The organism is Variovorax monticola (genome assembly GCF_051216855.1).
Lineage (GTDB): Bacteria > Pseudomonadota > Gammaproteobacteria > Burkholderiales > Burkholderiaceae_C > Variovorax.
Genome location: NZ_JBPJZP010000005.1, coordinates 504,557 through 531,142 on the forward strand (window position 1 = coordinate 504,557; position 26,586 = coordinate 531,142).

Annotated in this window: 27 protein-coding genes; 12 read left to right on the forward strand and 15 right to left on the reverse strand. The window is 68.1% G+C overall.

What is annotated here, in order from left to right:
* Positions 1-3: 3 nt before the first annotated feature.
* Positions 4-1,455, reverse strand: a complete 1,452-nt coding sequence (gene creC, locus ACSFA5_RS20180) for a two-component system sensor histidine kinase CreC (protein WP_435445806.1) — start codon at positions 1,453-1,455, stop codon at positions 4-6.
* Between the two features lie 124 nt (positions 1,456-1,579).
* Positions 1,580-2,371, reverse strand: coding sequence for a two-component system response regulator CreB (gene creB / locus ACSFA5_RS20185; protein WP_435445807.1), 792 nt, complete (start codon positions 2,369-2,371; stop codon positions 1,580-1,582).
* A 567-nt stretch (positions 2,372-2,938) separates the two neighbouring features.
* Here creB and ACSFA5_RS20190 point away from each other — a divergent pair.
* Positions 2,939-3,898, forward strand: coding sequence for a YcjF family protein (locus ACSFA5_RS20190; protein WP_435445808.1), 960 nt, complete (start codon positions 2,939-2,941; stop codon positions 3,896-3,898).
* A gap of 121 nt (positions 3,899-4,019) precedes the next feature.
* Here ACSFA5_RS20190 and cueR read toward each other — a convergent pair whose 3' ends face one another.
* Both cueR and ACSFA5_RS20200 read right to left on the reverse strand, forming a co-directional pair.
* A complete protein-coding gene (gene cueR, locus ACSFA5_RS20195) occupies positions 4,020-4,421 on the reverse strand; it encodes a Cu(I)-responsive transcriptional regulator (protein ID WP_435445809.1) in 402 nt (133 codons plus the stop codon).
* Positions 4,418-4,612: a heavy-metal-associated domain-containing protein gene (locus ACSFA5_RS20200; RefSeq protein ID WP_435445810.1), complete on the reverse strand. Its 195-nt coding sequence runs from the start codon at positions 4,610-4,612 to the stop codon at positions 4,418-4,420. The genes cueR and ACSFA5_RS20200 overlap by 4 nt, the downstream gene beginning before the upstream one ends.
* Positions 4,613-4,765: 153 nt before the next feature.
* On the opposite strand from ACSFA5_RS20200, the gene ACSFA5_RS20205 reads away from it, so the two are divergent.
* On the forward strand, positions 4,766-7,024 hold the full coding sequence (locus ACSFA5_RS20205; protein WP_435445811.1) for a heavy metal translocating P-type ATPase: 2,259 nt from the start codon (positions 4,766-4,768) through the stop codon (positions 7,022-7,024).
* 19 nt (positions 7,025-7,043) lie between these two features.
* Here the strand turns inward: ACSFA5_RS20205 and ACSFA5_RS20210 are convergent, their stop codons facing one another.
* From ACSFA5_RS20210 to ACSFA5_RS20230, 5 genes are all read right to left on the reverse strand, one after another.
* Positions 7,044-7,526: a GNAT family N-acetyltransferase gene (locus ACSFA5_RS20210; protein WP_435445812.1), complete on the reverse strand. Its 483-nt coding sequence runs from the start codon at positions 7,524-7,526 to the stop codon at positions 7,044-7,046.
* A 43-nt stretch (positions 7,527-7,569) separates the two neighbouring features.
* Positions 7,570-8,697: a sterol desaturase family protein gene (locus tag ACSFA5_RS20215; protein ID WP_435445813.1), complete on the reverse strand. Its 1,128-nt coding sequence runs from the start codon at positions 8,695-8,697 to the stop codon at positions 7,570-7,572.
* Between the two features lie 35 nt (positions 8,698-8,732).
* Positions 8,733-10,016 (reverse strand): beta-ketoacyl-[acyl-carrier-protein] synthase family protein, encoded by a 1,284-nt coding sequence (locus ACSFA5_RS20220; RefSeq protein WP_435445814.1) that lies wholly within the window; start codon positions 10,014-10,016, stop codon positions 8,733-8,735.
* Positions 10,017-10,077: 61 nt separating this feature from the next.
* Entirely contained in the window at positions 10,078-10,365 is a 288-nt protein-coding gene (locus ACSFA5_RS20225) for a phosphopantetheine-binding protein (RefSeq protein WP_435445815.1), read from the reverse strand.
* 35 nt (positions 10,366-10,400) lie between these two features.
* Positions 10,401-11,261 (reverse strand): alpha/beta hydrolase, encoded by an 861-nt coding sequence (locus tag ACSFA5_RS20230; protein ID WP_435445816.1) that lies wholly within the window; start codon positions 11,259-11,261, stop codon positions 10,401-10,403.
* 141 nt (positions 11,262-11,402) lie between these two features.
* Between ACSFA5_RS20230 and ACSFA5_RS20235 the strand changes: the two genes are divergently transcribed.
* Positions 11,403-12,092, forward strand: coding sequence for a response regulator transcription factor (locus tag ACSFA5_RS20235; RefSeq protein ID WP_435445817.1), 690 nt, complete (start codon positions 11,403-11,405; stop codon positions 12,090-12,092).
* A gap of 7 nt (positions 12,093-12,099) precedes the next feature.
* A complete protein-coding gene (locus ACSFA5_RS20240; protein ID WP_435445818.1) occupies positions 12,100-13,503 on the forward strand; it encodes a sensor histidine kinase in 1,404 nt (467 codons plus the stop codon).
* 60 nt (positions 13,504-13,563) lie between these two features.
* Here ACSFA5_RS20240 and ACSFA5_RS20245 read toward each other — a convergent pair whose 3' ends face one another.
* The 6 genes from ACSFA5_RS20245 to gstA all read right to left on the reverse strand — a co-directional run bounded on the left by ACSFA5_RS20245 (position 13,564) and on the right by gstA (position 19,148).
* Positions 13,564-14,049 carry a GNAT family N-acetyltransferase gene (locus ACSFA5_RS20245; RefSeq protein WP_435445819.1) on the reverse strand — a complete coding sequence of 162 codons (486 nt, stop codon included), beginning with the start codon at positions 14,047-14,049 and terminating at the stop codon, positions 13,564-13,566.
* Positions 14,046-14,528, reverse strand: a complete 483-nt coding sequence (locus ACSFA5_RS20250) for a RidA family protein (protein ID WP_435445820.1) — start codon at positions 14,526-14,528, stop codon at positions 14,046-14,048. Before ACSFA5_RS20250 ends, ACSFA5_RS20245 begins: the two co-directional genes overlap by 4 nt.
* A 78-nt stretch (positions 14,529-14,606) precedes the next feature.
* Positions 14,607-15,710 carry an alkene reductase gene (locus ACSFA5_RS20255; RefSeq protein ID WP_435445821.1) on the reverse strand — a complete coding sequence of 368 codons (1,104 nt, stop codon included), beginning with the start codon at positions 15,708-15,710 and terminating at the stop codon, positions 14,607-14,609.
* Between the two features lie 87 nt (positions 15,711-15,797).
* Entirely contained in the window at positions 15,798-17,642 is a 1,845-nt protein-coding gene (locus ACSFA5_RS20260; protein ID WP_435445822.1) for an acyclic terpene utilization AtuA family protein, read from the reverse strand.
* Positions 17,639-18,382 carry an enoyl-CoA hydratase/isomerase family protein gene (locus tag ACSFA5_RS20265; RefSeq protein ID WP_435445823.1) on the reverse strand — a complete coding sequence of 248 codons (744 nt, stop codon included), beginning with the start codon at positions 18,380-18,382 and terminating at the stop codon, positions 17,639-17,641. Before ACSFA5_RS20265 ends, ACSFA5_RS20260 begins: the two co-directional genes overlap by 4 nt.
* A gap of 157 nt (positions 18,383-18,539) precedes the next feature.
* Complete coding sequence (gstA, locus tag ACSFA5_RS20270) at positions 18,540-19,148, reverse strand: glutathione transferase GstA (RefSeq protein WP_435445824.1); 609 nt, start codon at positions 19,146-19,148, stop codon at positions 18,540-18,542.
* A 180-nt stretch (positions 19,149-19,328) separates the two neighbouring features.
* Here gstA and ACSFA5_RS20275 point away from each other — a divergent pair, with 180 nt between their 5' ends.
* The 8 genes from ACSFA5_RS20275 to ACSFA5_RS20310 all read left to right on the forward strand — a co-directional run bounded on the left by ACSFA5_RS20275 (position 19,329) and on the right by ACSFA5_RS20310 (position 26,480).
* Positions 19,329-19,514, forward strand: coding sequence for a DUF1328 family protein (locus ACSFA5_RS20275; protein ID WP_354353021.1), 186 nt, complete (start codon positions 19,329-19,331; stop codon positions 19,512-19,514).
* A 31-nt stretch (positions 19,515-19,545) separates the two neighbouring features.
* Positions 19,546-20,433, forward strand: a complete 888-nt coding sequence (locus tag ACSFA5_RS20280) for a transglutaminase-like domain-containing protein (protein WP_435445825.1) — start codon at positions 19,546-19,548, stop codon at positions 20,431-20,433.
* Positions 20,434-20,608: 175 nt separating this feature from the next.
* Complete coding sequence (mnmG, locus tag ACSFA5_RS20285) at positions 20,609-22,582, forward strand: tRNA uridine-5-carboxymethylaminomethyl(34) synthesis enzyme MnmG (protein ID WP_435445826.1); 1,974 nt, start codon at positions 20,609-20,611, stop codon at positions 22,580-22,582.
* Positions 22,579-23,220: a 16S rRNA (guanine(527)-N(7))-methyltransferase RsmG gene (rsmG, locus tag ACSFA5_RS20290; protein ID WP_435445827.1), complete on the forward strand. Its 642-nt coding sequence runs from the start codon at positions 22,579-22,581 to the stop codon at positions 23,218-23,220. Before mnmG ends, rsmG begins: the two co-directional genes overlap by 4 nt.
* A 168-nt stretch (positions 23,221-23,388) precedes the next feature.
* The gene (locus ACSFA5_RS20295; protein WP_435445828.1) at positions 23,389-24,003 is read left to right on the forward strand and encodes a LysE family transporter; all 615 of its coding nucleotides are present in this window, start codon (positions 23,389-23,391) and stop codon (positions 24,001-24,003) included.
* A gap of 18 nt (positions 24,004-24,021) precedes the next feature.
* Positions 24,022-24,936 carry a ParA family protein gene (locus ACSFA5_RS20300; protein ID WP_435445829.1) on the forward strand — a complete coding sequence of 305 codons (915 nt, stop codon included), beginning with the start codon at positions 24,022-24,024 and terminating at the stop codon, positions 24,934-24,936.
* Positions 24,937-24,978: 42 nt separating this feature from the next.
* Positions 24,979-25,524 carry an RBBP9/YdeN family alpha/beta hydrolase gene (locus ACSFA5_RS20305; RefSeq protein ID WP_435445830.1) on the forward strand — a complete coding sequence of 182 codons (546 nt, stop codon included), beginning with the start codon at positions 24,979-24,981 and terminating at the stop codon, positions 25,522-25,524.
* Positions 25,524-26,480 (forward strand): ParB/RepB/Spo0J family partition protein, encoded by a 957-nt coding sequence (locus ACSFA5_RS20310; RefSeq protein ID WP_435445831.1) that lies wholly within the window; start codon positions 25,524-25,526, stop codon positions 26,478-26,480. The genes ACSFA5_RS20305 and ACSFA5_RS20310 overlap by 1 nt, the downstream gene beginning before the upstream one ends.
* Positions 26,481-26,586 lie beyond the last annotated feature (106 nt).

Below are 26,586 nucleotides of genomic sequence, written 5' to 3' on the forward strand. Positions count from 1 at the left end.
AACTCAGTGATGTGACGACAGCAACGGCAACGTGAGCGTCGCCACCGCGCCGCCCCGCGATGCGTTGCCCAGCTCGATGCGGCCGCGGTGCAATGCCGCGATCTCCTTCACGAACGCCAACCCGAGCCCCGTGCTTTTCTTCTGGCTGTGCGGCCGGGCGAGCGAATAGAACTTCTCGAAAACCTTTTCCTGCGCGTACTCCGGAATGCCCGGCCCGTGGTCGCGCACGGTCACGCGCGCGAGCTTCGAGGTGGTTTCCAGCGTGAGCAGCACCTCGCTGTCGCGCGGTGAAAAATCGATGGCGTTGTCCAGCAGATTGCTGATGGCCCGGCGCAGCAGAAAGGGGTCGCCTTCGGTGCGCGCTTCGTCGCGGATGTTCACCAGCAGGCGGATGTTGCGCTTGGCCGCCGCGGGCTGGGCGCTGGTGGCGATGTCGTCGATCAGCAATGCGAGCGCCACGGGTTCGGTGCGGTCCAGCCTGCGGCGCGTTTCCAGCGCGGTGAGCTCCATCATGCGATCGACGATTTCCTGGATGCGCTGTGTCTCGCGTTCGATGTTGGTGAGAAAGCGTTCGCGCTCGGCATGCGGCATCGACGGTTCCTGCAGCAACTCGGCCGCGCCGCGAATGGCCGACAGCGGGCTCTTCACTTCGTGCGTGAAGGTCTGCACGTAGTCGGCCACGTAGTTGCGCCCGGTCAGTGCGTCGCGCATTTCGCTGAAACCGGTGCGTACGCCGTCGACCGCGCGGCGCGCCATGCGCCACAAACTCAGGCTGCCCATGCGGTGTTGGGCGCGCACCCAGATCCAGTAGTCGCGGATCAAACCGAAGGGCCGCACCAGCCACACCGAGACGATCAACGCCAGCAGCAACAGCGCCAGCCCCGAGCCCACGCCCACCCAGATGGTGCGGGCCCGCGCGTCTTCCACGAACTGGCCGAAGCTCTGCACCGGCTTGCCGACGCTGACCATGCCGACGATCTCGTTGTTCCAGCGGATCGGCGCGCCCACGTACATGACCGAAGTGCGCGGGTCGCCGTCGACATCGCGCGAGGTGCGCGCGCCGTACAGGCCGGCGAGCGTGCGGCTCACGTCGCTCCACTGCGAATAGTCGGCGCCCAGGTGCCTGCCGAGCGAATCGAACATCACGCGCCCGCTGCGATCGGTCACGTACACGCGCAGCTCGACGCGGCTCTTGTGCAGGTTGTAGATCTGGGCCGAGAACTCGCGCGCGTAGACCGTGCGGAACAGCGGTTCGAGCCGCGCCGTGTTGATGGCGCCTGCAATCACGTCCTGCTCGATCAGGCTGGCCACGAGCTGCGAGGTTTCGACCAGCGATTCCTCGGCCGACTCGCGGTAGCGCGGGTCGATGTCCGAAACCACGCGGTAGAGCAGCAGCCCGATGCCCGCCGTGTAGATCAGCAGGATGCCGATGAAGATGCGCGTGCGTCGCGTCAAAGGCTGGCCCTCCCCCAGGCTTGCCCACTTCGTGTGGCCTCCAACCCCCTCGCCGGGGGCAATACCAGCGGCCCGGCAAAGCCGGTTCCGCGGTATTCCGCGAAAAGGCATGCCCGGGTCGGAGTCATGCCTTCGAGGGCAATTCTTCGTTCAATGCATAGCCGGTGCCGCGCAGCGTGCGGATCGGCTCGACGTCGGGCGCGATCGCCTTGAGCTTGGCGCGCAGGGTCTTGATGTGCGCGTCGACCGTGCGGTCGAAGCTGTCGCTGGCGTCGTCCCAGACGAGCTGCAGCATTTCGTCGCGCGTGAAGACGCGCCCAGGCCGCTGCACCAGGAGCCGAAGCAGGCCGTACTCGTAGCGGGAAAGCTCCAGCAACCGGCCGTAATAGCGAATCTGCATGCGCTCGTTGTCGAGCAGAAACGGCATTGCAGGTGCCTGCGGGCTCGCTGAGGAGGCCTGGGGCGCGATTTGAGGGAGTACCCCATGGTTTACCGCTGCGGCGGCTGGCGGGGCTCCTGTGCCGTTCCTGGCGCTGCGCCGCAGGATCGTTCGCACCCGGGCGACCAGCTCGCGCGGCGAGAACGGCTTGGCGATGTAGTCGTCGGCGCCCAGTTCGAGGCCCACCACGCGGTCTATTTCGTCGCTGCGGGCCGTCAAGAACACCATCGGTACCTCCGGACCACCCATCGCCTGATTCAGCGCCTGGAGGCGTTTGAAGAGCTCGAAGCCGTTCAGGTCGGGCAAACCGATGTCCAGGATGGCCAGCGCCGGCGGTTCCTGCGCGAACTGGGCGATGGCTTCCTCGGCCGTGGCGCACCAGACCGGAATGAATCCGTCGCTTTTCAGGACGTATTGCAGCGTGTCGGCAATGCCCGACTCGTCTTCGGCAATCAGGATCCGGGGTTTGAAGCTCATTCCCCGGATGGTAGCGAGGCAGGAGAACCGGGAGCACACGTTGTTGCCCAAGGCGCCGTGGACCGGCGCGGCCGTTCGCGGCCTTTTTTTTGCGCGCAGCTGTCTCTGTCTCCTATCTTCTTATTCTTCTTATTCAAATTAGTAGTAGTAGATAAGGGTCGCACTCTTCTGTGGACATGCCACTTTTTTCGTTATGTGACAACGAGTTGTCATGCCTGCGTCACTGTGCGCACCTGCGCTTCCGAGGTGTACCCGCCAAATGAACAACATTGGGTAACCGCTTCGGCCTGTGGATAAGCCATGACTTGTGCAAAAACTGTCCCCAGAGTTGTGCTTTGACGCCCTCCGGAAAATCTGCCAAAGACGGTTTTGGCGCAAAGAAATTCAGTGCTCAAAATAGAGGCAATGTGTAGATTTCCTTTGTAGATCAACCACTTGCCACACCCCTACACGGAATTGCCAAGGTTATCCACAGAGTTGCCCAAGGTTTGTGGGGAGAACACGGCGCGGAACCTTCCGTCGGCTTTGGCAACCCAACCTGCTCCTTCCATTTACCAAATGTCGAAAATGACACCTTCAGAAACAAAGTCGATCGTGACCCTGAGCCTGCTGGCTGCCTTTGTCGATGGCGAGAAGCACGAGCGAGAGCGCGCCGAGATCAAGCGGATCGCGGAAGGCCTGTCGCAGGCCGACGGCGTGAACCTGCCGACGCTCTACCAGGACGTGCTGATGAAGCGCGTGTCGCTGGCCTCGGTGGCCGGGGAACTGAAGAGCAGCGAGTCCAGGCAGCTGGCCTATGAGATGGCGGTGTGCGTGTGCGACGCGGACGGCACGCAGTCGCAGGCCGAGCGCTTGTTCCTGGCGGACGTGCGCACGTCGCTGGGACTGGACGCGTCGGCGGTCGGCTTTTCGCAGCAGGCGGAAGACATTGCGGCGGCGGTGCCCGCTGCGGCGGCCGGCACGGCGGTTGCAGCGTCGTCGCAGCCGAACTTGCCCGGTGCAGCTGCGTCCGACGCGGCCGAGCTCGACAAATCGATCCTCAACGCCGCCATCCTGAACGGCGCGCTCGAGCTGCTGCCCGAGACGCTGTCGACCATGGCGATCATTCCGCTGCAGATGAAGCTGGTCTACCGCATCGGGCAGGCGCACGGCTACCAGCTCGACAGCGGTCACATCAAGGATTTCCTGGCGACGGTCGGCGTGGGCCTGACCTCGCAGTACCTGGAGCAGGCCGGGCGCAAGCTGCTCGGCGGTTTGCTCGGCAAGGTCGGCGGCGGCCTGCTGCGCGGGCTGGGCAACCAGGCCGTGAGTTCGGGCATGAGCTTTGCCTCGACCTATGCGCTAGGCCACGTGGCCAAGCGCTACTACGCGGGCGGTCGCACGCTGTCCACGCAGATGCTGAAGGAAGCGTTCTCGGGCGTGGTCAAGGAAGGGCAGAGCCTGCAGACGCAGTACCTGCCAGCGATCCAGGAGAAGGCCCGCACGCTGGACGCGGGCAAGGTCTTGTCGCTGGTTCGCGGCGCCTGAACAGGCTCGCCCCAGGCTTCGCGCACTGCGTGTCGCTGCTCCCACCCCCTGCCGGGGGCGACACCTGAGGCCCGGCAAAGCCGGTTTCACGGTGTTCCTGGAAGTGGAAGGGAGCCGGGCGCTAGTTTTTGCTCAAGTCGTCGAGGATGGGGCACTCGGGCCTGGCGTCGCCGTGGCAGCAATGCACCAGGTGGGACAGCGTGTTGCGCATCGACTGCATGTCCGCAATGCGCTGCTCCAGTTCGCCCAGGTGCTTCTGGGCGATGCGCTTCACGCTGGCGCTGGCACGGCGGCGGTTGTGCCACAGCCCGACCAGCTCCGCGATCTCTTCCATCGAGAAACCCAGGTCGCGCGAGCGCTTGATGAAGCGCAGCGTGTGGATGTCGGCGTCGCCGTACTGGCGGTAGCCGCTCTCGGTGCGCGCCACCGCCGGCAGCAGGCCCAGCCCTTCGTAATGCCGGACCATGCGGGCCGACACGCCGGAGCGCTGCGCCGCTTCGCCGATGGCGACGGGGCCTGTCATTGGACGGCGTAGCCCGCGTTCTCTATCGCGGCCGCGATGTCCTGGCGCGGCTGTTCGCTCAGCACGTCGACATGGCCGGTTGCAAGATCGACCGTGACCTGCGCCTGGGCGTCCACCGTCTGCACCGCGTTCTGCACCGCACTCACGCAGTGACCGCAGCTCATGCCCGTGACCTGGAATTTCTGGCTCATCGTTCTGACTCCTTCGAAGTGGGTGAATGGTTTGACCGGGAAGACATCGCAGTCTGAACCTTCTCACGATGTCAATGTCCAGCGAAGGGGCACTGAAATTCTCCGCTTGACCTTGCCATCGTGTGAAGCCTTAGCCTATTGCTCATGTACTTCATGCAACCCACGGAAAACCTGCAGCCATCCCCCGCCGCCACGCTGGACCTCTCGGTCGGCGGCATGACCTGTGCCTCATGCGTCATGCGTGTAGAGCGGGCCCTGAAGAACGTGCCCGGTGTGCAGGACGTGAGCGTGAACCTGGCGACGGAGTCTGCGCGCGTCGTGACCCAATCCGGCAGTGGCGGCAGCGACGACATGGACGTTCGCCTGCGCCGCGCCGTGCGCGCCGCCGGCTACGAGCCGCGCGCGGCGAGCACCGCGGCCGACGACGCCGCGGCGCTGTCGCCGTGGCATGGCTTCGCGCCCGTCGCCGCCGGCATGGCGTTGTCGGTTCCCTTGCTCGCGCCCATGCTCGGCGACCCCTTCGGACAAGACTGGATGCTGCCGCCCTGGGTGCAGCTGTTGCTCGCCACGCCGGTGCAGTTCTGGCTGGGCGCGCGCTTCTACCGTGCCGGCTGGCATGCGGCCAGGGCGCGCACCGGCAACATGGACCTGCTGGTCGCGCTCGGCACCAGCGCCGCGTTCGGGCTTTCGCTGTGGCTGTGGTGGCGCTCGGCCACCGGCGAGCACGCAGGCCACGGCGCGATGCCGCACCTGTACTTCGAAGCCTCGGCCGTGGTCATCACGCTGGTGCTGCTCGGCAAGTGGCTCGAGGCGCGCGCCAAGCGCCAGGCCACCTCGGCCATCCGGGCGCTGCAGCAGCTGCGGCCCGAGGTGGCGCACCTGGTGGGCCTGCGCGGCAAGGAGAGCGACGTTCCCCTGGCCGAGGTGATGGTGGGCGACCGCCTTGCGGTGCGGCCCGGCGAGCGCGTGCCGGCGGACGCCCGCGTGGTCGAAGGCCAGTCCGAAGTCGATGAATCCATGCTCACCGGCGAACCGCTGCCCGTGCCCAAGGGCCCGGGCGATGCGCTGACCGGCGGTGCGGTGAACGGCGACGGCCGCATGGTCGTCGAGGTGCGCGCGGTCGGTGCCGAGAGCGTGCTGGCGCGCATCATCCGCCTGGTCGAGGACGCGCAGGCGGCGAAGGCGCCGATCCAGCGGCTGGTGGACAAGGTGGCCGCCGTGTTCGTGCCGGTGGTGCTGGTGATTGCGCTGGTCGCGCTCGCCGGCTGGCTGATGGCGGGCGCAGGCATCGAGACCGCGCTGATCCACGCGGTGGCCGTGCTCGTCATCGCCTGCCCGTGCGCATTGGGCCTGGCCACGCCGGTCGCGGTGATGGCGGGCACGGGCGTGGCGGCGCGCCACGGCATCCTCATCAAGGACGCGCGCGCGCTGGAAGTCGCGCACCGCGTCGACACCGTCGCGTTCGACAAGACCGGCACGCTGACCGTCGGCCGGCCGGTGCTCACCGCGCTGGTGCCGCTCGCGGGCACGCAGGCCAGCGAAGACGAATTGCTGGCCACGGCCGCCAGCCTGCAGGGCGGCAGCGAGCACCCCTTGGCCAAGGCGGTGCTGGCCGCCGCGGCACAGCGCGAGCTGCAGGCGCCACCGCTGGGCGCGATGCAGGCGTGGCCGGGTCGCGGTGTGCGTGGCGAGGTCGGCGGCGTCCATTGGGCGATTGCCAGCCTGCGCTGGTGCCGCGAGCTCGACGCGATGCCGGAAGCCCGCGACATCGACGCCCTGCAGTCGCAAGGCGCCACCGTGTCCGCCTTGCTTCGTTTCGACGAAGCAGGCACCGCGCATGCGCAGGCCTTGCTCGCCTTTGCCGACGAGCCCAAGCCGCAGGCCTCCGAAGCGGTTCGCACGCTGCGTGCGCGCGGCCTGCGGGTGGTCATGATTTCAGGCGACAACCTGCGCGCGGCGCAGGCGATGGCGGCGCGCCTGGGCATCGATGCCGGCGACGTGCGCGCCGACGTGCTGCCGGCCGACAAGGCCGCGCAGGTCAGCGCACTGCGAAAGAACGGGCATGTCGTCGCGATGGTGGGCGACGGTGCCAACGACGCGCCCGCGCTGGCCGCGGCCGACGTGGGCATGGCGATGGCGCCTTCGGGCGGCGGCACCGACGTGGCGATGGAAGCCGCCGGCATCACGCTGATGCGCGGCGACCTGGCGCTGGTGGCGCAGGCCTTCGAGCTCTCGGCGCGCACGGTGGCGAAGATCCGGCAGAACCTGTTCTGGGCCTTTGCCTACAACGTGGCCGGCATTCCGCTCGCGGCCTTCGGCCTGCTGAGCCCGGTGGTCGCCGGTGCGGCGATGGCGCTGTCGAGCGTGAGCGTGATGGCCAATGCGCTGCTGCTGCGGCGCTGGAAGCCTTGAGATTTCTGCCGACGGCGTTTCAGTCGACCAGCAGCGCCAGCACGTACTCGTCGACGTAGTCCGCGGCGCCCGCGCGCTTGTAGAACTTGCGCAGCGTGCCTTCGCGCTCGAAGCCTATCTTTTCGTAGAAGCGCAGCGCGGGTGCGTTGTCGCTTTCGGCGAAGAGCTCGATGCGCTTGACGCCGGCGGCCTTCAGCGTATCGATGGCGTCGCCCACCATGTCGCGCGCGATGCCCTGGCCGTGGAATGCGGGGTCGACCGCCAGCGTGCCCAGGCAGGCCACGTGCTGCACACGGCCCGGGTAGCGCGTGGCGCGGTAGAAGCCGGCCATCTTTCCTTCGCGCTCGTAGATGAAGAAGCAGCCGCTGTCGACCAACGCCTGGTAGACCGGGCGGAAGTCGTCGAGCGGCATCGGGTCGTAGCCCAGGAAGGGCACGACCTTCTCGTGCATGTAGAGGGCGAAGACGGTGTCGATGTCTTCAAGGGTGGCCAGCCTGCGCATGATGGAAGCTTCTAAGCGATGAAGCCGCCGAGCATAGCGAGGCTCAGGCGAGAAGCAGCGCCGACAGCACCAGCAACAGCAGTTGCGCGCACCATGCCCATCGCAGGCGCAGCCGCGCGTCGAGCACCGCGCCGATGGCCCAGAAACCGCCGACGGCCAGGGCGAGCAGGGCCAGGCCCGTGTGGAACGACAGGTCGTCGGCGCGCCACAAAAAAGCCAGCGTCATGCCGACCCAGCAGGCGAAGTGAATCGACGCCGAGGCCGACTGCGCACGCGTCAGCACCGGTGCGTGGATGTGCCGGGCTTCCTCCAGCGAGAACGGCGGCTCTGGAAAGCGCGCCGCCACGTCGGCCGGCCGCCACCCCGGCGGCTTGAACCACACGGCGACCTTGTCCCGCCAGCGCTCCGTGTGCCACGCGTCGCGCAGCAGCGGCACGTACGGCCCGAGGATCGCGCGCATCGGGTCGAAGCTGGCCAGCGCCTTGCGCGTGCCGTACACGCAGGGCTCTTTTTCTTCGGTGAAGGTGCCGAACATGCGGTCCCATATCACCAGCATGCCGCCGTAGTTGCGGTCCACGTAGCCGTCGTTCACCGCGTGGTGCACGCGGTGGTTCGAGGGCGAGGAGAACACGCGGTCGAACCAGCCGAGCTTGCCGATGTGCTCGGTGTGGATCCAGAACTGGTAGACCAGCACGATCAGCCCCGCCAGCCCGAACTGCTCGGGCGGCACGCCCACCACCGCCATCGGCAGGTAGAAGGCCCAGCCCAGGAAGGCCACCATGCTTTCCTGGCGCAACGCGGTGGAAAAGTTGAACTGCTGGCTCTGGTGGTGCACCGAATGCGCGGCCCAGAACACGGCCGACTCGTGGCCCGCGCGGTGCAGCCAGTAGTCGAAGAAGTCGAACAGCAGCACGGCCAGCACCCAGCCAATGGCGCTGTCCCAGAAGTCCGGCCGGGTCCACACGGCGACCAGCGGATAGACCATGGCATACAGCCCGATCTGGAACAGCTGGGTGCACACCGCGAGCGCCTGGCTGAACAGACCCTGGCTCAGGCTGCCGAGCGTGTCGGCGAAGCGGTAGGTGTTGCGCCGCTTGAGCCAGCCCCAGGCCAGTTCGCACGCCATGAGCAGCGCGAACACGGGCACCACGAAAACGACCAGCCGATGCACCGTGTTCTTTTTTTCAGCAAGCGTTCAGCGAATCTTCAGTCTTGGGCGGCACGACCGACCACGAGGACCGCGTTGGTGCCGCCGAAGGCGAAGGAGTTGGACAGTGCATAGCGGATGCCCTTGGCCTCGCGCGCCTCGCCCTGGACAAAGTCCAGGTCGAACGCGGCGTCCGGTGTCTGCAGGTTGGCAATGGGCGGCAGCGTCTCGCGTGCCAGCGCGCGCAGCGCCGCAATCAGCTCGATCGCGCCGCCGCCGCCGAGCACGTGGCCGTGGATCGACTTGGTCGCGCTCACCGGTGTGCCCCTGCCGAACACCTCGCGGATGGACGCGGCTTCCGCGGCGTCGCCGGCCGAGGTGGCGGTGCCGTGGGCGTTGATGTGACCCACGTCGGCGGCCTCGATGCCCGCGTCGCGCAGCGCCGCGCGCATGGCGCGCACCTGGCCCGCGGTGTCGGGGTTGGTGATGTGGGTGCCGTCGCAGTTGGTGGCGTAGCCCGCGAGCACGAAGGGCGCGGCCTGCGCGCCCCGTGCGGCCGCATGCGCTTCCGATTCGAGCACCAGCGCAGCGGCGCCTTCGCCGATGGCAAAGCCCGCGCGGTCGCCCGAGAACGGGCGGCAGGCGGCAGAGGGCGCGTCGGCCGGCGGCGGTGCCATCACGCGCATCGCGTTCCAGCTGGCCATCACGCCGGGTGTGAGCATGGCGTCGTGGCCGCCGACGATGGCCACGTCGATCCAGCCGCCGCGAATGGCGCGCATCGCCTCGCCGATGGCCACGGCCGAGGAGGCGCAGGCGCAGGCATACGCAATGGCCGAGCCGCGCGCGCCGAAGTGCAGCGCCAGCTCCGCCACGGCGGCGTTGGGCATCACGGTGAGCACGGTGGTCGGGCGCATGCGGCGCTGTTCGCCGTAGAGCGCGCTGGTGGTGTTGTCGAAGGTGCCGGCGCCCGCGAGGCCGCTGCCCCAGAAGATGCCCAGGCGGTCGCGGTCGATCGTCTCGAGGTCGAGCCCGGCCTCGCCGGCGGCGTCTTGCGCGGCGGCCAGCGCCATGGCGGTGCCTCGGTCCAGCGGCAGGCGCGAGGTGCTGCGCACGCCGTTCGAGTCGAACTCGCAGGCGGCCACGGCCAGCTGCACGGTGTCCATGCCCTTGATCTCGAGCGTGTGCGAACGCACGGCCGAGCGGCCTGCGAACAGGGCCTCGTCGAAGGCCTCCACGGTGCGCCCGATGGGCGTGACGAATCCGATGCCGCTCACGCGCACCGGCGCGGAAGCGGCGCGCGCGGCCGAAGCAGCGAGTACGGCGTGGGCGGCACCGCTGCTCATTGGAGTACCTCCGTGCTGCGCACTGCGGTGCGAGCTTGCTTGGGGCGGCCCGGCGCGGCGCTCATGCGGCAGCTACTGCAGGTTGCACCGACACGGCGGCGCCGCTGCTCTCGGCGTCGATCACTTCGCACAGGCGCTGCAGCGTGATGCCGGCTTCGCGCGGGTCGAGGCGGTCTTCGGGAATGCGCAGGTGGAAGGCGTCTTCGACGGCGAAGACGAACTCCATCAGCGCGAGCGAGTCCAGGCCGAGGTCCGACAGCGCGGTGGCCGGCGAGATGGCCGAGCGCTCGACGCGAAAGTCGGTTTCCAGGATCGTGGCGATGCTGTTGAAAGTGGGGGAAGAAGACATGGGAATGCTTTCCTTTCAGGCGGGGTCGGAAGGGTTCAGGCGTACAGCGGATGCTCGGGCATCGTGCCATGCGCCACCGCATCGGCGAACGACACGGTCTCGCGCATGACCTGTTGCCGGTCGTTGTCGATCGTGATCATGTGGTAGCTGTTGGCGACCACCACCGTGCGGAATGCGCGGCAGCGCAGGCCGCGCGCGAGGATGTCGAGGTTGGCCACGCTGGCCACCTCGTCCTGCTGGGCATGCAATGCGAGCACGTTGGCGCATTGCACGTTGTTGAGGTTGCGCCGCACGTGGCGAATGAGCCGGTCGTGCTCGCGCAGGTGGCCCACGCCGATCACCGAGCTGCCCGCGCACGACACCTTGCGGTGGCGCAGTTCGCGCTCGATCCAGGCGCGCACACGTTCGTTCTTCACGCCGTAGGGCGGGCGCTCGCGGTATTGCCACAGCCGCCCGAGCGGTGTGTAGAAAGCCAGCGGCAGCAGGAACTGCGTGCGCGGAATGGCCCAGCCGTCGAAGCGCAGCGTGGTCGACATGAGCACCAGCGCATCGACGTCGCTGCCGCAGCGGATGGCAGCGCCGAGCGCGAGCGACGAGCCGGCCGAAATGCCCACCAGCATCACGCGGTCGTGCTGTACGCGCAGCGCCTTCACACGCGCCTGGATCGCGTCGATCCAGCGCTCGTACGGCGCCGCGCGCTGCATCGGCGCGCCGGCATCGAACGAGTAGCCCTCGATCGTCATCGGATGCACCGAATAGCCGCGGCTGCGCAACGCGGACTGCACGGTCAGCAACTCGTCAGGCGTGCTGCACAAACCATGCAGCAGGACCACCGCGGTGCGTTGCACTTCGGGTGGCACGATGCTCAACTGATCGGAGGGTTCGCGTGCACTCATCGCGTGGCGCGGGCCATGAAAGTGGCCCGTGTTTCGTGTGGCTGTCGTATGCTCATGCCGCGTTTATCGCTTGGAGCGACTGACCGGCCGCTGACCCGTCTGTCGCAAGGGCAGACCACCTCCAACCATTCAAAAATCACCATGCGAATCCTGCTTGTCGAAGATGACGCCGTGCTGCGCGATGTGATGGTCCGAAGCCTCGCGGACGCAGGCCATCGGGTCGACGTGTCGACCAACGTCGAAGATGCCGACCACCTGTGGCGCGTGCAGCCCTTCGATGCCGTGCTGCTCGACCTCAACCTGCCCGCCACCGCCAGCCCCACCAGCGGCCTTGCGAGCGGCCTCACCGCGCTGCGCCAGGCGCGCGCGCGCGGCGACCGCACGCCGGTGCTGGTGCTCACGGCGCGCGGGCGCACCGAGGAGCGCATCGCGGGCCTGGACGCCGGCGCCGACGACTACCTCGGCAAGCCCTTCGACCTGGCCGAGGTCGAGGCCCGCTTGCGCGCGCTGGTGCGCCGCGCCAAGGGCACCGAAGACATCGTGCTGCTGGGACAGCTGAAGCTCGACCGCAAGGCACGGCGCTTTTCCACCGCGAGCGGCCCGCTCGACCTGCCGGCGCGCGAGTTCGAGGTGCTGTGGGAGCTCATGAGCCCGCCGGGGCGCACGGTGAGCAAGCGGGCGCTGTCCGACAAGCTCTCCAGCTTCGACGAATCGCTGGGCGACAACGCGCTGGAGGCCTTTATCTCGCGCCTGCGCAAGAAGCTGCAGGGCACGGGCGCGGGCATTCGCACGCTGCGCGGCATCGGCTACCTGCTCGAAGCCGAGGCCTGATCCGCGTGTGACCGAGTTCGCGAAAGAACGGCCGCAGGAGCCGAAGAAAGCAAGACAGGCACCGTCGCTCACGCGGCGCGTGCTGCGCAACGTGCTGGTGCCGCTGGCGCTCACGTGGATGGTCGGCGCGGTCATCGCGCTGGTCATCGCCAACTACTTTTCCGAACAGGCCTTCGACCGCGGCATGCTCGACGATGCCTATGCGCTGTCGGCCAACGTGCAGGCGGGCGAGCGCGGCATCGAGCTGCTGCTCACGCCGCGCGAAGTGGCCACCGTGCTGTTCGACCAGGTCGACAAGGTGTACTTCGCGGTGCAGCGGCTGGACGGCGCGTTGATCTCGGGCCAGTCGGGCCTGGAGGCGCCGCTGCCGGTCGATGGCGCACGCTACCGCTTCTCGGACATCGACTACGAAGGCAGCGTGCTGCGCGCGGTGGTGCTCGAGCACGACGCCGAGCCCGACCTGAGCATGCCCTACCGCGTGATCATTGCGCAGACCACGCTGAGCCGGACCGCGCTGGTGCGCCAGCTGCTGGGCTATGCGCTGGCGCCGCAGATCCTGCTGCTGGTGCTGCTCGCCATCTGGCTCTGGTACGGCATTCGCAGCGACCTGCGCCCGCTGGGCGAACTGCAGCGCGCGCTCGACCGGCGCGACGTGCACGACCTCTCGCCCGTGGCGGTGGCCGAAACCTCGCGCGAACTGCAGCGCCTGGGCAATGCGGTGAACTCGCTGTTCGAGCGGCTCGGCCAGAGCGTGCAGGCGCAGCGCGAGTTCGTGGGCAACGTGGCGCACGAGCTGCGCACGCCGCTGGCGGGCATTCGCGCGCTGGCCGAGTACGGCCTGGCGCAGCAGGACACGGCTGTATGGCGCGAGCAGCTCGAGCGCGTGTCGGAGCGGCAGTCGCGCGCCAGCCACCTGATCGACCAGCTGCTGGCGCTGGCGCTGGCCGAAGAGGCGCGCGCGGGGCTGGCGCGCGTGCCGGTGCGGCTCGACGTGCTGGCCGAGCAGACGGTGCTGCGGCATCTGGCAAAGGCCGATGCGCGCGGCGTCGACCTGGGCGCGCGCGGCCTGGACGACGGCGTGGAGGTGATGGCGAACGAAGCGCTGGTCGAAGGCATTCTCGACAACCTGATCGACAACGCGCTGCGCTATGGCGGGCGCACGATCACGGTCGAACTTTCGGGCCGCACGCTGAGCGTGATCGACGACGGACCCGGCATTCCGCTGGAGGCGCAGCGCGACCTGATGCAGCGCTGGGCGCAGGGGCCGGAAGGGCAGAAGCTCGGGCAGGGCTCGGGGCTGGGGCTGTCGATCGTGTCGCGCTATGCGGAGCTGCTGGGGGCGGAGCTGCGGCTGGAAGCGGCGGAGCCGACGGGCCTGCGTGTGAGCGTGGCGTTCGGCGAGGTGGCGTAGCGCTGTCCTGCTCGCAGATGACGGGCACGTGGTGGATGCGAGCCAGCTGCATCGTGCGGCTCACTGCATGGGCTTGCGCAGGTACACGCGGGTGCGGCCGTCGAGCGTTTCGCGCTTGTATTCGACATAGCCGATGCGCTGGTAGAGCGCGCGGTTCTCGGTCATCTTCTCGTTGGTGTAGAGGTAGATCGACGCATGGCCTTGCCGCCCTGCCTCGCGCTCCGCGAGCTCGAGCAAGGCACGCCCGACGCCCGTGCCCTGGTGCGCCGGCAGCACGGCAATCACGTCGATCAGGAAGCCTTCGCCGGTCACGTCGAGCAGCAGCGCGGCGACGGTCTCTTGCCGCAGCGTGGCGACCCACACCTGCGCATGGGCGATGGCCTCGGCGTAGTCGCGCGTCATCGGCCGCGGCTCGACGCCCAGGCGCGGAATGTAGACGCGGAAGGCATCGGCGGCGCAGGTGGCGACAGCGGATGTGTCGGCTGCGGTAGCACGCCGCAACCTCCAGGGCAAGGCGGGGTTCGTGGGGTTGGTGGGGTGCGTCACTCGAACTCCACCTCGCCTTCGATCTCCACCGGAATGTTGAACGGCAGCTCCGCCATGCCCACGGCACTGCGCGCATGCGCGCCGATGTCGGGGCCGAAGAGTTCGAGGACGAGGTCGGAAAAACCGTTGATCACGTTCGGCTGCCTGTCGAAGCCGGGGGCGCTGGCCACCATGCCGAACACGCGCGTCCACGCGGTGATGCGGTCGAGGTCGCCGAGTGCGCGCTGCAGGCTGCCGAGCATCGCGAGCGCGGTGAGGCGCGCGGCCACGTAGCCCTGTTCGACGGTGAGCTCACGCCCCAGCTTGCCCAGCGGCTCGGCGATGGTGCCGTCGGCGTTGAGCGGGCCGTGGCCCGAGACGAGTGCGCGCCTGCCGATGACGCGCACGAACTGGAAGGGCAGCACGACGCCGGGCGGCGGCGTCACGGGAGGTGGCAGCACGAGGCCGGAATCGGCCAGTCGTTGTGCAATGCGGGCCATGGCGGTGGTCTCCTGTCAGCGGACGAAGGGGTCCGCCGCATCTTGCCGCATCGCGCCAGGCCCCCCCGGCAGGCAGGCTCAGGCCAGCGCCGGATAGTCCGTGTAGCCCTTCGCGCCGCCGCCGTACATGGTGGCCTTGTCGATCTCGTTGAGCGGTGCGTTCTCGCGCAGGCGGCGCACCAGGTCGGGATTGGAGATGAAGGGCTTGCCGAAGGCCACGAGGTCGTCGCCTTCCTTCACGGCTTCTTCGGCCAGCGGGCGGTCGTAGCCGTTGTTCACCATCCATGCGCCCTTGCCGCCGGCTTCGCGGTAGGCGGCCTTCAGTGCTTCGTAGTCGAACGGACGGTCGGCAATTTCGCGCGGGCCGCCGGTGGCGCCTTCGATGATGTGGATGTAGGCCAGGTTCAGCTGCGCGAGCTGCTTCACCACGTAGGTGAACAGCGGCTGCGGGTTGCTGTCGTGCACGTCGTTGGCGGGCGTGACGGGCGACAGGCGGATGCCGGTCTTGCCGCCGCCGACCGCGTCGACCACGGCGCGCGTGGCTTCGAGCAGCAGGCGGGCGCGGTTCTCGATGCTGCCGCCGTAGTCGTCGGTGCGCTGGTTGCTGCCGTCCTTCAGGAACTGGTCGAGCAGGTAGCCGTTGGCGCCGTGCAGTTCCACGCCGTCGAAGCCGGCGGTTTCCACCGCGCTGCGTGCGGCCACCGCGAAGGCGTGCACGATGCCCGGAATTTCACCGGCGTCGAGCGCGCGCGGCTCGGAGGTGTCGACGAAGCCCGGCACGCCGTTCTTGATGAGCACGGTCTTGGTCTTGGCGGTGATGGCCGAGGGCGCCACCGGCTTGCCGCCGTCGGGCTGCAGTTCGGTGTGCGAGACGCGGCCCACGTGCCACAGCTGCACGACGATCTTGCCGCCTTCGGCATGCACGGCGTCGGTCACGCGCTTCCAGGCGTCGAGCTGTTCGCTGCCGTAGAGGCCGGGCACGTCGGAGTAGCCCTGGCCCTGGTGGCTGATGGCGGTGGCCTCGGTGATGAGCAGGCCGGCGCTGGCGCGCTGGGCATAGTAGGTGGTGGCGATGTCGGGCGGAATCGCGTTGGGCGAGCGGTTGCGCGTCAGCGGCGCCATCACGATGCGGTTGGCGAGCTGCAGGTCGCCGGCCTGGACGGGGTCGAAGAGGGTGGACATCGGAGTTGCGGGTGGGCAGAGTTGAAACAGGCGCAAGGCTAAGCGCCCGGGGTCAACCCTGCTGTCGCACGGTTGTCCTGAAAGGTGTTAGGACAACAGCGCGAGAAGCGCGGGGCTCACCCGCACCGGCAAGGCCAGCAGGATCTGCCCCATCCCCTTGCCCAGCGGATCGTTGCGCAGCGACGCCATGCCGCCGCCGCCCAGCGCCTGCTCGCAGACGAAGTTGAAGGCGCCGATGCCCGGCACTTCGAAGCGCGTGACGCGGCCCTCGACGAGGTGGGCCAGCCAGTTGGCCACGCGCGCCTCGGTGAGCTGTTCGCGCAGCAGCGGCAGCAGGTCGGGGTGGCGCGCGATGACGCCGATGTTCGAGGTGTCGCCCTTGTCCCCGCTGCGGGCCCAGGCGAGGCGCACGAGGGGCACTTCGACCGCGTCCGATGCCTGGGGTGCGGGCGCGTTCGCCGGGGCCTTGGCGGGCTGCGCGGCCGTGGCGGCATCGTTCGCCACCGGTGCCCCTTCGCGCGGCAGCGCGATGCGCTCGCCGCCGACGTGCACCTCAGCCTCCACCAGCGACTTGTCGAGCAGAAAGGCGTACTGCCGGATCGACGGCGACACCGAGGCCCGCCCGCCGCCCGCGCCCGTGGTGCCCGGCGCCCACGAGGTGCCGGCCGGCGCCACCTCGCGCGTGAACAGCGCCAGCGCCTCCTTGCGCGGATGCGTCACCGCGAGCCGCAGCACCGCCTCGCGCGTCTGCAGGGCCTGCGCGCTCGCATGCGGGCCGTAGCACGACTCGGCCCCCAGCACCTCGAGCTGCGTGCCGCTGTAGGGCCCGAAGCCTTGCTGCGCGAACAGCGCCCCGGTGCGCGCCAGGATCGCCTCGCCCGTGCGCCTGGCCTTGGCCACCGCGTCGAAGCCCACGAGGGTGAGTTGCGCCGCGGTCTTGAAGCCGTCGACGTACGTGGCGCTCACCTTGTAGCTGGCCGTGGGTGCGCGGCCGCGCGCGCCGTGCACGCGCACGCGGTGCGCGCCGGCCTGTTCGATGCGCACCTGCGTGAAGTCGGCCGTGACGTCGGGCAGCAGGTAGGCCGCGGGGTCGCCGATTTCGTAGAGCATCTGCTCGCCCACCACGGCGGGCGTGAGCTTGCCGCCGGTGCCTGCGGGCTTGGTGACGACGAAGCTGCCGTCGGCGCCGCACTCGACGATGGGGTAGCCGATGTTCGGCCAGTCGGGCACCGTGTCCCAGTCGGTGTGCAGCCCGCCGGTGGCCTGGCAGCCGCATTCGATGATGTGGCCCGCGAGGCTGCCGGCGGCGAGCAGGTCGAAGTCGCCCGGCTGCCACTTGAACTCGTGCATGAGCACGCCCAGCGTCACGGCCGAGTCGACGCAGCGCCCGGTGATGACCACCTGCGCGCCGGCGTCCAGCGCGGCCCGGATCGGCCCTGCGCCCAGGTATGCGTTGGCCGTGAGCACGCGTTCGGGCAACGCAGCGCCGCTCTGCAGTTCGCGCACGGGCGGCAGCGACTGGCGCAGTTGCGGCAACAGCGCGGACACGTCGTCGCCGCTCACCACGGCGATCTTCAGTTCGATGCCTTGCTCCGCGGCCAGCGCCGCGAGCGCGTCGGCGCAGCCCTGCGGGTTGACGCCGCCCGCGTTGCTCACCACGCGAATGCCTTGTGCCACGACGTCCTTCAGCACGGCCTTCATGGCGACGGAGACGAAGTCGGTGGCATAGCCCAGCTCGGGCTTCTTCAGTCGTGCGCCCGCCAGGATCGACATGGTGAGTTCGGCCAGGTAGTCGAACACCAGGTAGTCGATCTGCCCGCTGGCCACGAGCTGCGGCGCACCCACGCTGCTGTCGCCCCAGAAGCCCGAGGCGCCGCCGATGCGCACGACGCGGTGGCCGCTGTCGCTGCGGTTGTTGCTGCTGCTGTTCATCGCCCACTCCATTGCGGCTTGCGTTTCTCGCGGAAGGCGAGCTGCCCTTCGGCGGCGTCCTCGGTCAATGCGAAGAGGCCGATCTGGCTTTCGGTGAAGGCCATCGATTCCTCGAAGGCCATCGCCTCGATCTTCTTCATGGTGTACAGCCCGCGGCGGATGGCGGAGGGCGACTTGTCGAGCAGGCGCGCAAGCAGCCCTTCGACGGCCTCGTCGACGTCGTCGCTCACGCGGTTGACCAGGTGAAGGTCCAACGCCTGCGCGGCGGTGATGGGCTCGCCGGTGATGCACATCTCGGCCAGCACGCGGCGCGGCAGCAGGCCGCCCAGCACGCTGAGCACCTGCGCGGGAAAGACGCCCACCTTGACCTCGGGCAGGCCGAACACGGCGTGGCTGGCGGCCACCGCCATGTCGCACATCGCCATGAGGCCCATGCCGCCCGCCATGCACGCGCCGTTGACGCGCGCGATCAGCGGCACGGTCGAATGCCGCGCCTGGCGAAAGAGGTTGGCCATGCCCTGGTAGGGCGCGGCGTAGTCGAACTGGAACGAGGTGCCGCTCTGCAGGTCGGCACCCGAGCAGAAGGCGCGTGTGCCGGCGCCGGTGAGCACCACCGCGCGCACGGCGGTGTCGGCGTTGGCGCGTGCCAGTGCATCGCCCAGGCCGGCAATGACCGCGGCGTCGACGGCGTTGCGGCGCGCTTCGCGTTCGATGGTGAGCCACATGACGGGCCCGCGCATCTCTTCGCGCAGTTCGGGGGAGGAGGGAGACGGAGGCGGTGAGGGCGAATGGGGCATGCGCCTAGCGTCGCCCGAAAAAAAAGCCGCTTCATGCGGCTTGTGGCTGAAGCGGGCCGGGTTTTCCCTGAGCGGGAAGCCGGCCGCCGGGTGGCCGGGCTTACTTCAGCAGGCCTTCGGCCTTCAGCGCTTCCTGCACCGCGGGGCGAGCGCCCACGCGTGCGTGCCAGGCCTGCAGGTTGGGGTAGCCGGAGATGTCCACGCCCGTGGGCTTGGTCCAGTTGGTCACGGTGAAAAGGTAGCCGTCGGCCACGCTGAAGGTGTCGCCCATCAGGTACTCCTTGTCGGCCAGTTCGCTGTCCAGCCACTTGAAGCGCGTGGCGAGCTTGTCCTTGAAGATGGTCTTGGCTTCTTCGGGCATGTTCGGGTTGAACAGCGGGCTGAAGCCCTTGTGCATTTCGGTGCCGATGAAGGTCAGCCATTCCTGCAGGCGGTAGCGCTGCAGGGTGCCGTTGGCCGGTGCCAGGTTCTTGGTGGGCGCCAGGTCGGCGATGTACTGCAGGATGGCCGGGCCTTCGCGCAGTCGGGTGCCGTCGTCGAGCTCGAGCATCGGCACGTAACCCAGCGGGTTGATGCCGTAGTAGTCGGTGCCGTCCTGCAGCTTGTGGCTCTTGGTGCTGGCCAGCACGGCCTCGACGACGATGCCTGCTTCGTGCAGGGCGATGTGGGGCGAGAGCGAGCAGGCGCCGGGCGAGTAGTACAGCTTCATTCGAAAAACTCCAAAGGATGACGAGGTGATTGTTGTGGGAGACCGCGCAGGATGCTAGCGGGTTTGGTGGCGTCGCGTTTTTGTCCTACGGCGCCTTGCGCAGGGCGACTATCGGGCGCGCGGCGGGCTTTTTCTAAGCTCCGTCGCACGGCGGGCAGGGCCCCGCTGAAGGAGTTTCAAATGTTGAAGTACGCGATCATTTTTGCGGTCATCTCGCTGCTGGCGGGTGTACTGGGCTTCGGTGGCGTGGCCGCGGGTGCCGCCGGCATCGCCAAGCTGCTGTTCGGCCTGTTCCTTGTGCTGGCCGTGCTGTTCGTCGTGCTGGCCGCGCTGGGCGTGGGCGCGGTGAAAAAAGCGCTCGACTGACATCCCCTGAGCCGACGCTGCAAGGAACCCCATGCATCTTTCCCACATCGACGCGCAACTCGACTACGAGGTGGTCGCGCCCGCCCACATGCTGCTCAACATCGAGGCGGCACGGTGCGGCGCGCAGGCCGTGGTCAACGAGCAGCTGACCATCGAGCCGCCGACCGAGATGCAGGTGTTCTGCGACGAAGGCAGCGGCAACCGCTTCATCCGTTTCGACGCCAGCCCGGGCCCGCTGAAGATCAGCTACAAGGCCAGCGTGCAGCGCGCCCATGTGCTGGTGCCGCCCGACCTGCGCGAGGTGTCGGTGAGCCAGGTGCCCGACGAGGTGCTGCACTACATGATGCCGACGCGCTACTGCGAATCGGACCTGATGTCGCGCTGTGCGCAGCAGCTCTTCGGCGACCTGCCGCCGGGCATCGGCCGGGTGCAGGCCATCGTCGACTGGATTCACGAAAGCATCGCCTACGAGCCGGGCAGCAGCGTCTCGACCACCACGGCGAGCGAGGTGTTCGTGGAACGCGCAGGCGTGTGCCGCGACTTCGCGCACCTGGGCATCACCTTCTGCCGCGCGCTGAACATCCCGGCGCGGCTGGTGGTGGGCTACGTGTGGTTCGACGAGCCGCCGCAAGACTTTCATGCGGTGTTCGAGGCCTGGATCGGCGGGCAGTGGGTGCTGTTCGACCCGACGCGCATGGCGCCGGTCGACCGCCTCGTGCGCGTGGGCACCGGGCGCGATGCCAAGGACGTTGCCTTCTGCACGATCTTCGGCAACGTGCGCATGACCGACAAGCGCCTGTCGATTCGCGAGCTGCAGGACGAAAGCCTGCAGCCCTCGAAGGCACCGCCGCCCACCGGTGCGCTGGTCGGCATCGAAAAGCCCGTGCCGGTGGTACAAGTGGCTGAAGTGACCGGCTGACGCGGGTTGTTTGCTATAAAATATATAGCAAACTATTCAATTGGGACGAGCGCAAGGGGCCAATTTGGCAGGGCCGCCTAGCTTGCCCCCACCACGGGCACAGCCGGGCACCGGCGATTAAAATTGGTGCCCCCTTTTGCGCCGCGCACGCGTCAGTTGTGCGCCCCCATTTCAAATGCTGTACCCCGAAGAATTCGACGTGATCGTCGTCGGCGGTGGCCATGCCGGCACCGAAGCCGCGCTCGCCGCCGCGCGCATGGGCGCCAAGACGCTGCTGCTGTCCCACAACATCGAGACGCTGGGCCAGATGAGCTGCAACCCGTCGATCGGCGGCATCGGCAAGGGCCACCTGGTGAAGGAGGTCGATGCGCTGGGCGGCGCGATGGCCATTGCCACCGACGAGGCGGGTATCCAGTTCCGTATTCTCAATTCGAGCAAGGGCCCTGCGGTGCGCGCTACCCGCGCGCAGGCGGACCGCGTGTTGTACAAGGCGGCCATTCGCCACCGCCTGGAAAACCAGCCGAACCTGAGCCTGTTCCAGCAAGCCGTCGACGACCTGATGGTGGAGGGCGACCGCGTGGTCGGCGCGGTCACGCAGGTGGGCATTGCCTTTCGTGCGCGCACCGTGGTGCTGACCGCGGGCACCTTCCTCGACGGCCGCATCCATGTGGGCCTGGACAACTACCAGGCCGGCCGTGCGGGCGACCCGCCGGCCATCAGCCTGTCGGCGCGGCTGAAGGAACTGAAGCTGCCGCAAGGCCGGCTGAAGACCGGCACGCCGCCGCGGCTGGACGGGCGCAGCATCGACTTTTCAAAGCTGGCCGAGCAGCCGGGCGACGGCATGCCGGGCGGGGCAGGGCCGATGCCGGTGTTCAGCTTCATGGGCCGGGCGGACATGCATCCGCGGCAGATGGCGTGCTGGGTGACGCACACCAACGCGCGCACGCACGACATCATTCGCTCCGGCTTCGACCGCAGCCCGATGTTCACCGGCAAGATCGACGGTGTGGGTCCGCGCTACTGCCCGAGCGTGGAAGACAAGATCAACCGCTTCGCCGACAAGGAAAGCCACCAGATCTTTCTGGAGCCCGAAGGCCTGACGACCAACGAGTACTACCCCAACGGCATTTCGACCAGCCTGCCGTTCGACATCCAGCTGCAGCTGGTGCGCTCGATGACGGGGCTGGAGAACGCCCACATCCTGCGCCCGGGCTATGCCATCGAGTACGACTACTTCGATCCGCGCGAACTCAAGAGCAGCTTCGAGACCCGCTCGGTGAAGGGCCTGTTCTTTGCCGGGCAGATCAACGGCACCACCGGCTACGAAGAGGCGGCGGCACAAGGCCTGTTCGCCGGCATCAACGCCGCGCTGCAATGCCGCGGTGAAGACGCCTGGCTGCCGCGCCGCGACGAGGCTTACCTGGGCGTGCTGGTCGATGACCTGATCACCAAGGGTGTGACCGAGCCGTACCGCATGTTCACCAGCCGCGCCGAGTTCCGCCTGCAGCTGCGCGAAGACAACGCCGACATGCGACTGACCGAAGCAGGGCGCAAGCTGGGCTTGGTGGACGACGCGCGCTGGGACGCTTTCAGCCGAAAGCGCGACGTTGTTTCACGTGAAACAGAGCGGCTCAAGTCGATCTGGGTGAACCCACGCAACCTGCCAGCCTCCGAATCGGAGCGGGTGCTGGGCAAGGCCATCGACCACGAATACAACCTGGCCGACCTGCTGCGCCGGCCCGACGTGAACTACGAAACGCTGATGTCGCTGGACGGTGGCAGGTACGCCGCTCCGGTGGCACTCAACGGCATCGAGGTCGAACAGATCGAGATTTCTGCCAAGTACTCCGGCTACATCGAGCGCCAGCACGACGAGGTGGAGCGCGCGTCGCACTTCGAAAGCCTGAAGCTGCCCGCCGATTTCGACTACGGACAGGTCAAGGCGCTGAGCTTCGAGGTGCGCCAGAAGCTGGACAAGCACCGTCCGGAGACGCTGGGCCTGGCCTCGCGCATCTCCGGCGTGACGCCGGCTGCCATCTCCTTGCTGATGATTCACCTGCGCAAGGGCGGCCACAAGGCCTTCGCCCGTGGCGCTGAAGTGAACGAAGCCGCCACGGAAGCAGCCACCGCGCCGCAGACCGCCGAATGACGGCGCCCATCGACATGCTGCGCGCGGGCGCAGCCGCCATGGGTCTTACCCTGTCGGACAGCCAGGGCGAGCAACTGCTGGCCTACGGCACGCTGATGCTCAAGTGGAACAAGGTCTACAACCTGACCGCGTTGCGCGACCCCGCCAGTGTGCTCACGCACCATCTGCTCGACAGTCTGGCAGCGATCGCACCGCTGCAGCGCGAGTGGCCGGGGGAGGGCAAGCTGCTCGACGTGGGCTCGGGCGGCGGCCTGCCTGGGGTGGTGATCGCCATCATGCGGCCCGACCTGCATGTGAGCTGCCTCGACGCCGTGGCCAAGAAGGCCGCCTTTGTGCAGCAGGTGTCGGCCGAACTGGAGCTGCCCAATCTGCGCGGGCTTCATGCGCGGGTCGAGTCGCTGACTGGCAGCTACGAGGTGATCAGCTCGCGCGCCTTCGCCTCCTTGCCGGACTTCTTCAACGGCTCGATGAACCTGCTCGCCCCGGGCGGTGTGTGGCTGGCGATGAAGGGCAAGGTGCCCAGTGACGAACTCGCTGTCTTGCCCAAGGGCGTCGCAGTGTTTCACGTGGAACAACTGACGGTTCCAGGCCTCGATGCCGAGCGCTGCATCGTCTGGGCGCGCAAAGAAGTCGGCTGAAAGCCGACCAAGGTTGGCGGGAATCGCGTTCGATTCCATAAAAGAAGCGGTGGCACCGGCAAATGCCGGTGCCTCGACAGCCCGCCCGGCAGTGCGCTCGCTTAGACTCGACGCCTCCCTCCGTTTCTCTCTCCCGTCTGTTCCCGGCGCTCTTTTTGAGGCAATCCCATGTTCGGCATCGCTGACTACGGCGCATTCGTCGCCGCCATCGTTTTGTTCCTCCTGATTCCCGGCCCGGGCAACCTGGCGCTGATCACGTCGACCAGCAAAGGCGGAATCCGTGGCGGGCTGGCCGCGACAGCGGGGTTGATCCTCGGCGACCAGTGCTTGATGTGGGCGGCGGTGGCAGGCGTGTCGGCCGTGCTGGCGGCGTACCCGGCGGCCTTCAAGGCCGTGCAATGGCTGGGTGCCGGCTACCTGGCGTGGCTGGGCCTCAAGATGCTGCTGGCCAAGCCGGGCTCGGCGCCCATCCTCAACATCAAGCCCAGCCACTTCCTGCGCCAGGCCTTCACCATCACCTTGCTGAACCCGAAGGCGATCGTGTTCTACATGGCCTTCTTTCCGCTGTTCGTGGACCCGGCCCGTCACCAGGGACTGGTCAGCTTCGCCGCGATGGCCGTCACGATCGCGGCGCTGACCTTCCTGTATGGCCTGACCTCGACGCTGCTCACGCACTTCCTGGCCGAGCGCATCCGCGCCAATCCCCGCATTTCGACCACGCTCGAGAAGCTGGCCGGCACCTTCCTGATCGCCTTCGGCATCAAGCTCGCGATTTCCCGCTGATCGACCTCCCGTACTGACATGGCCAAGATTTTCTGCATAGCCAACCAAAAGGGCGGCGTCGGCAAGACCACCACCACCGTCAACCTCGCGGCCGGCCTGGCCAAGGCCGGCCAGCGCGTGCTGATGATCGACCTCGACCCGCAAGGCAATGCCACCATGGGTTCGGGCATCGACAAGCGCCAGCTCGAACTGACGGTGTACGACGTGCTGCTCGAATCGGCCTCGGTGGCCGAGGCACGCGTCAAGGCCGACAAGCTGGTGGAGGGCGGTTGCGGCTACGACGTGCTGGGCGCCAACCGCGAACTGGCCGGCGCCGAGGTCGAAATGGTGGCCATCGACCGCCGCGAGAAACGCCTGCGCACCGCGCTGGCCGCGGTCGGTGCCGAATACGACTTCGTGCTGATCGACTGCCCGCCCAGCCTGAGCCTGCTCACGCTCAACGGCCTGTGCGCCGCGCACGGCGTTATCGTGCCGATGCAGTGCGAGTACTTTGCGCTCGAGGGGCTGACCGACCTGGTCAACACCATCAAGCAGGTGCACGCCAACCTCAACAAGAACCTGCAGATCATCGGCCTGCTGCGCGTGATGTTCGACCCGCGCATCACCCTGCAGCAGCAGGTGAGCGAGCAGCTCAAGTCCCACTTCGGCGACAAGGTGTTCGACACCGTGATCCCGCGCAACGTGCGCCTGGCCGAGGCGCCGAGCTACGGCCTGCCGGGCGTGGTGTTCGACCCGGCGGCGCGTGGCAGCCAGGCCTTCATTGCCTTCGCGCAGGAGCTGATCGAGAAGATGCCGCCCGCGAGCGCTTTTGCCTCGGGCGCGGTGGCGCCGCCCATTGCACCGGCCGGGCGTACCGCACCGGACCTGGCGATACCGGACGACGTGCTGGCCCCCGCTTCGTCGCCGAACTCCACCAGCGAAAACAATGCCTGACGCTCGTCCAGCCTGCATAGTTTGCTATTAAATTAATAGCAAATGACGGCGCCCCGCATTCTTCTCCTCCCCGGCTGGCAAAACAGCGGCCCCGGACACTGGCAAACCCGCTGGGAGTCGGCGTACGGCGACTGGCGCGTCGAGCAGCATGAGTGGATGCGCCCGTTGCGCGGCGACTGGTCGATACAGCTCGAAGAGGCCGTGCTGGCCGCGCCGGGCCCGGTCGTGTTCGCGGCGCACAGCCTGGGCTGCATCCTCGTCGCCGCATGGGCCGCGCATTCGCGCCACACACACAAGGTGCGTGGCGCCTTGCTGGTCGCGCCCGGCGACCTGGAGCGCGACGACCTGCGCCAGCTGATTCCCGGCTGGGCGCCGATCGTGCGCCAGCCGCTGCCGTTTCCCGCGGTGCTGGTCGCCGCCAACGACGACCCGTACTGCGACGCCGCGCGCTCCCGGCAACTCGCCGAAGACTGGGGCGCCCGCTTCGTCGACGCCGGCCCGGGCGGCCACCTGAATGCCGAATCCGGCCTGGGCGACTGGCCCGAAGGCCGGCACCTTCTGAACGAAATCTCGAAAGACACCGACTGATGGCGACCAAGAAACCCAAGGGCCTGGGCCGCGGCCTCGAAGCCTTGCTCGGCCCCACGGCCGCGCCCGCCGCCGACCACGGCAATGGCGACGGCACGCCGGGCTCGCAAGACGGTGGCGCGCAACGCAATCCGAACACGCTGATGCTCGACCAGATGGTCGCGGGCGTTTATCAGCCGCGCACGCGCATGGACGAGGGCGCGCTGTATGAGCTGGCCGAGAGCATCAAGGTGCAGGGCATCATGCAGCCGATCCTGGTGCGCCGGCTCGACGCCGAATCGGCCGCCGCCAAGAACGCCGAGTACGAAATCATCGCTGGCGAGCGGCGCTTCCGGGCCGCCAGGCTCGCGGGCCTGGACAGTGTGCCGGTGCTGGTGCGCGACGTGCCCAACGAGGCCGCGGCGGCGATGTCGCTCATCGAGAACATCCAGCGCGAAGACCTCAACCCGCTGGAAGAGGCGCAAGGCCTGCAGCGCCTGGTGAACGAGTTCGGCCTCACGCACGAGCAGGCGGCGCAGGCCGTGGGCCGTTCGCGCAGCGCGGCCAGCAACCTGCTGCGCCTGCTGAACCTGGCCGAGCCCGCGCAGCAGATGCTGATGGCCGGCGACATCGACATGGGCCACGCGCGCGCCCTGCTGTCGCTGGACCGCGGCACGCAGATCACCGCGGCCAACCAGATCGCGGCGAAGAAGATGTCGGTGCGCGAAGCCGAGGCGCTGGTGAAGAAGCTCGCGGCCGAGTTCACGCTCACGCCTTCGCGGCGCGGCAATGACGGCGAGAAGTCGCGCGACCTGCAGCGCGTGGAAGAAGAACTCGCCGACCTGCTGACCGCCGAGGTCGAGGTGCGAATCAAGAAGCGCACCAAGCGCGGCGAAAGCGGCGAGCTGGTGATTCACTTCGGCTCCATCGATGCGCTGAACGGGCTCATAGAGCGCATCCGCCGAACGGCGGCCTGATGGATCGCATCCGCCTACACGGCGGCCTGAACGGTCGCATCCGCCTACACGGCGGCCTGATCGGTCGGCATCGTCCGAATGGCCTGTGGTGTGAACGCGGTGTCGG

What these genes read in the sequence shown, in the direction of transcription:
- ACSFA5_RS20265 (WP_435445823.1), bottom strand. Translation starts at nt 18,382, where the DNA reads ATGCGCGGGCCCGTCATGTGGCTCACCATCGAACGCGAAGCGCGCCGC.
- ACSFA5_RS20190 (WP_435445808.1), top strand. Translation starts at nt 2,939, where the DNA reads ATGACACCTTCAGAAACAAAGTCGATCGTGACCCTGAGCCTGCTGGCT.
- ACSFA5_RS20255 (WP_435445821.1), bottom strand. Translation starts at nt 15,710, where the DNA reads ATGTCCACCCTCTTCGACCCCGTCCAGGCCGGCGACCTGCAGCTCGCC.
- mnmG (WP_435445826.1), top strand. Translation starts at nt 20,609, where the DNA reads ATGCTGTACCCCGAAGAATTCGACGTGATCGTCGTCGGCGGTGGCCAT.
- ACSFA5_RS20260 (WP_435445822.1), bottom strand. Translation starts at nt 17,642, where the DNA reads ATGAACAGCAGCAGCAACAACCGCAGCGACAGCGGCCACCGCGTCGTG.
- ACSFA5_RS20275 (WP_354353021.1), top strand. Translation starts at nt 19,329, where the DNA reads ATGTTGAAGTACGCGATCATTTTTGCGGTCATCTCGCTGCTGGCGGGT.
- ACSFA5_RS20205 (WP_435445811.1), top strand. Translation starts at nt 4,766, where the DNA reads ATGCAACCCACGGAAAACCTGCAGCCATCCCCCGCCGCCACGCTGGAC.
- rsmG (WP_435445827.1), top strand. Translation starts at nt 22,579, where the DNA reads ATGACGGCGCCCATCGACATGCTGCGCGCGGGCGCAGCCGCCATGGGT.
- ACSFA5_RS20225 (WP_435445815.1), bottom strand. Translation starts at nt 10,365, where the DNA reads ATGTCTTCTTCCCCCACTTTCAACAGCATCGCCACGATCCTGGAAACC.
- ACSFA5_RS20295 (WP_435445828.1), top strand. Translation starts at nt 23,389, where the DNA reads ATGTTCGGCATCGCTGACTACGGCGCATTCGTCGCCGCCATCGTTTTG.
- ACSFA5_RS20235 (WP_435445817.1), top strand. Translation starts at nt 11,403, where the DNA reads ATGCGAATCCTGCTTGTCGAAGATGACGCCGTGCTGCGCGATGTGATG.
- ACSFA5_RS20250 (WP_435445820.1), bottom strand. Translation starts at nt 14,528, where the DNA reads ATGGCCCGCATTGCACAACGACTGGCCGATTCCGGCCTCGTGCTGCCA.
- ACSFA5_RS20280 (WP_435445825.1), top strand. Translation starts at nt 19,546, where the DNA reads ATGCATCTTTCCCACATCGACGCGCAACTCGACTACGAGGTGGTCGCG.
- ACSFA5_RS20200 (WP_435445810.1), bottom strand. Translation starts at nt 4,612, where the DNA reads ATGAGCCAGAAATTCCAGGTCACGGGCATGAGCTGCGGTCACTGCGTG.
- creB (WP_435445807.1), bottom strand. Translation starts at nt 2,371, where the DNA reads ATGAGCTTCAAACCCCGGATCCTGATTGCCGAAGACGAGTCGGGCATT.
- ACSFA5_RS20220 (WP_435445814.1), bottom strand. Translation starts at nt 10,016, where the DNA reads ATGAGCAGCGGTGCCGCCCACGCCGTACTCGCTGCTTCGGCCGCGCGC.
- ACSFA5_RS20230 (WP_435445816.1), bottom strand. Translation starts at nt 11,261, where the DNA reads ATGAGTGCACGCGAACCCTCCGATCAGTTGAGCATCGTGCCACCCGAA.
- ACSFA5_RS20305 (WP_435445830.1), top strand. Translation starts at nt 24,979, where the DNA reads ATGACGGCGCCCCGCATTCTTCTCCTCCCCGGCTGGCAAAACAGCGGC.
- ACSFA5_RS20210 (WP_435445812.1), bottom strand. Translation starts at nt 7,526, where the DNA reads ATGCGCAGGCTGGCCACCCTTGAAGACATCGACACCGTCTTCGCCCTC.
- gstA (WP_435445824.1), bottom strand. Translation starts at nt 19,148, where the DNA reads ATGAAGCTGTACTACTCGCCCGGCGCCTGCTCGCTCTCGCCCCACATC.
- ACSFA5_RS20310 (WP_435445831.1), top strand. Translation starts at nt 25,524, where the DNA reads ATGGCGACCAAGAAACCCAAGGGCCTGGGCCGCGGCCTCGAAGCCTTG.
- cueR (WP_435445809.1), bottom strand. Translation starts at nt 4,421, where the DNA reads ATGACAGGCCCCGTCGCCATCGGCGAAGCGGCGCAGCGCTCCGGCGTG.
- ACSFA5_RS20300 (WP_435445829.1), top strand. Translation starts at nt 24,022, where the DNA reads ATGGCCAAGATTTTCTGCATAGCCAACCAAAAGGGCGGCGTCGGCAAG.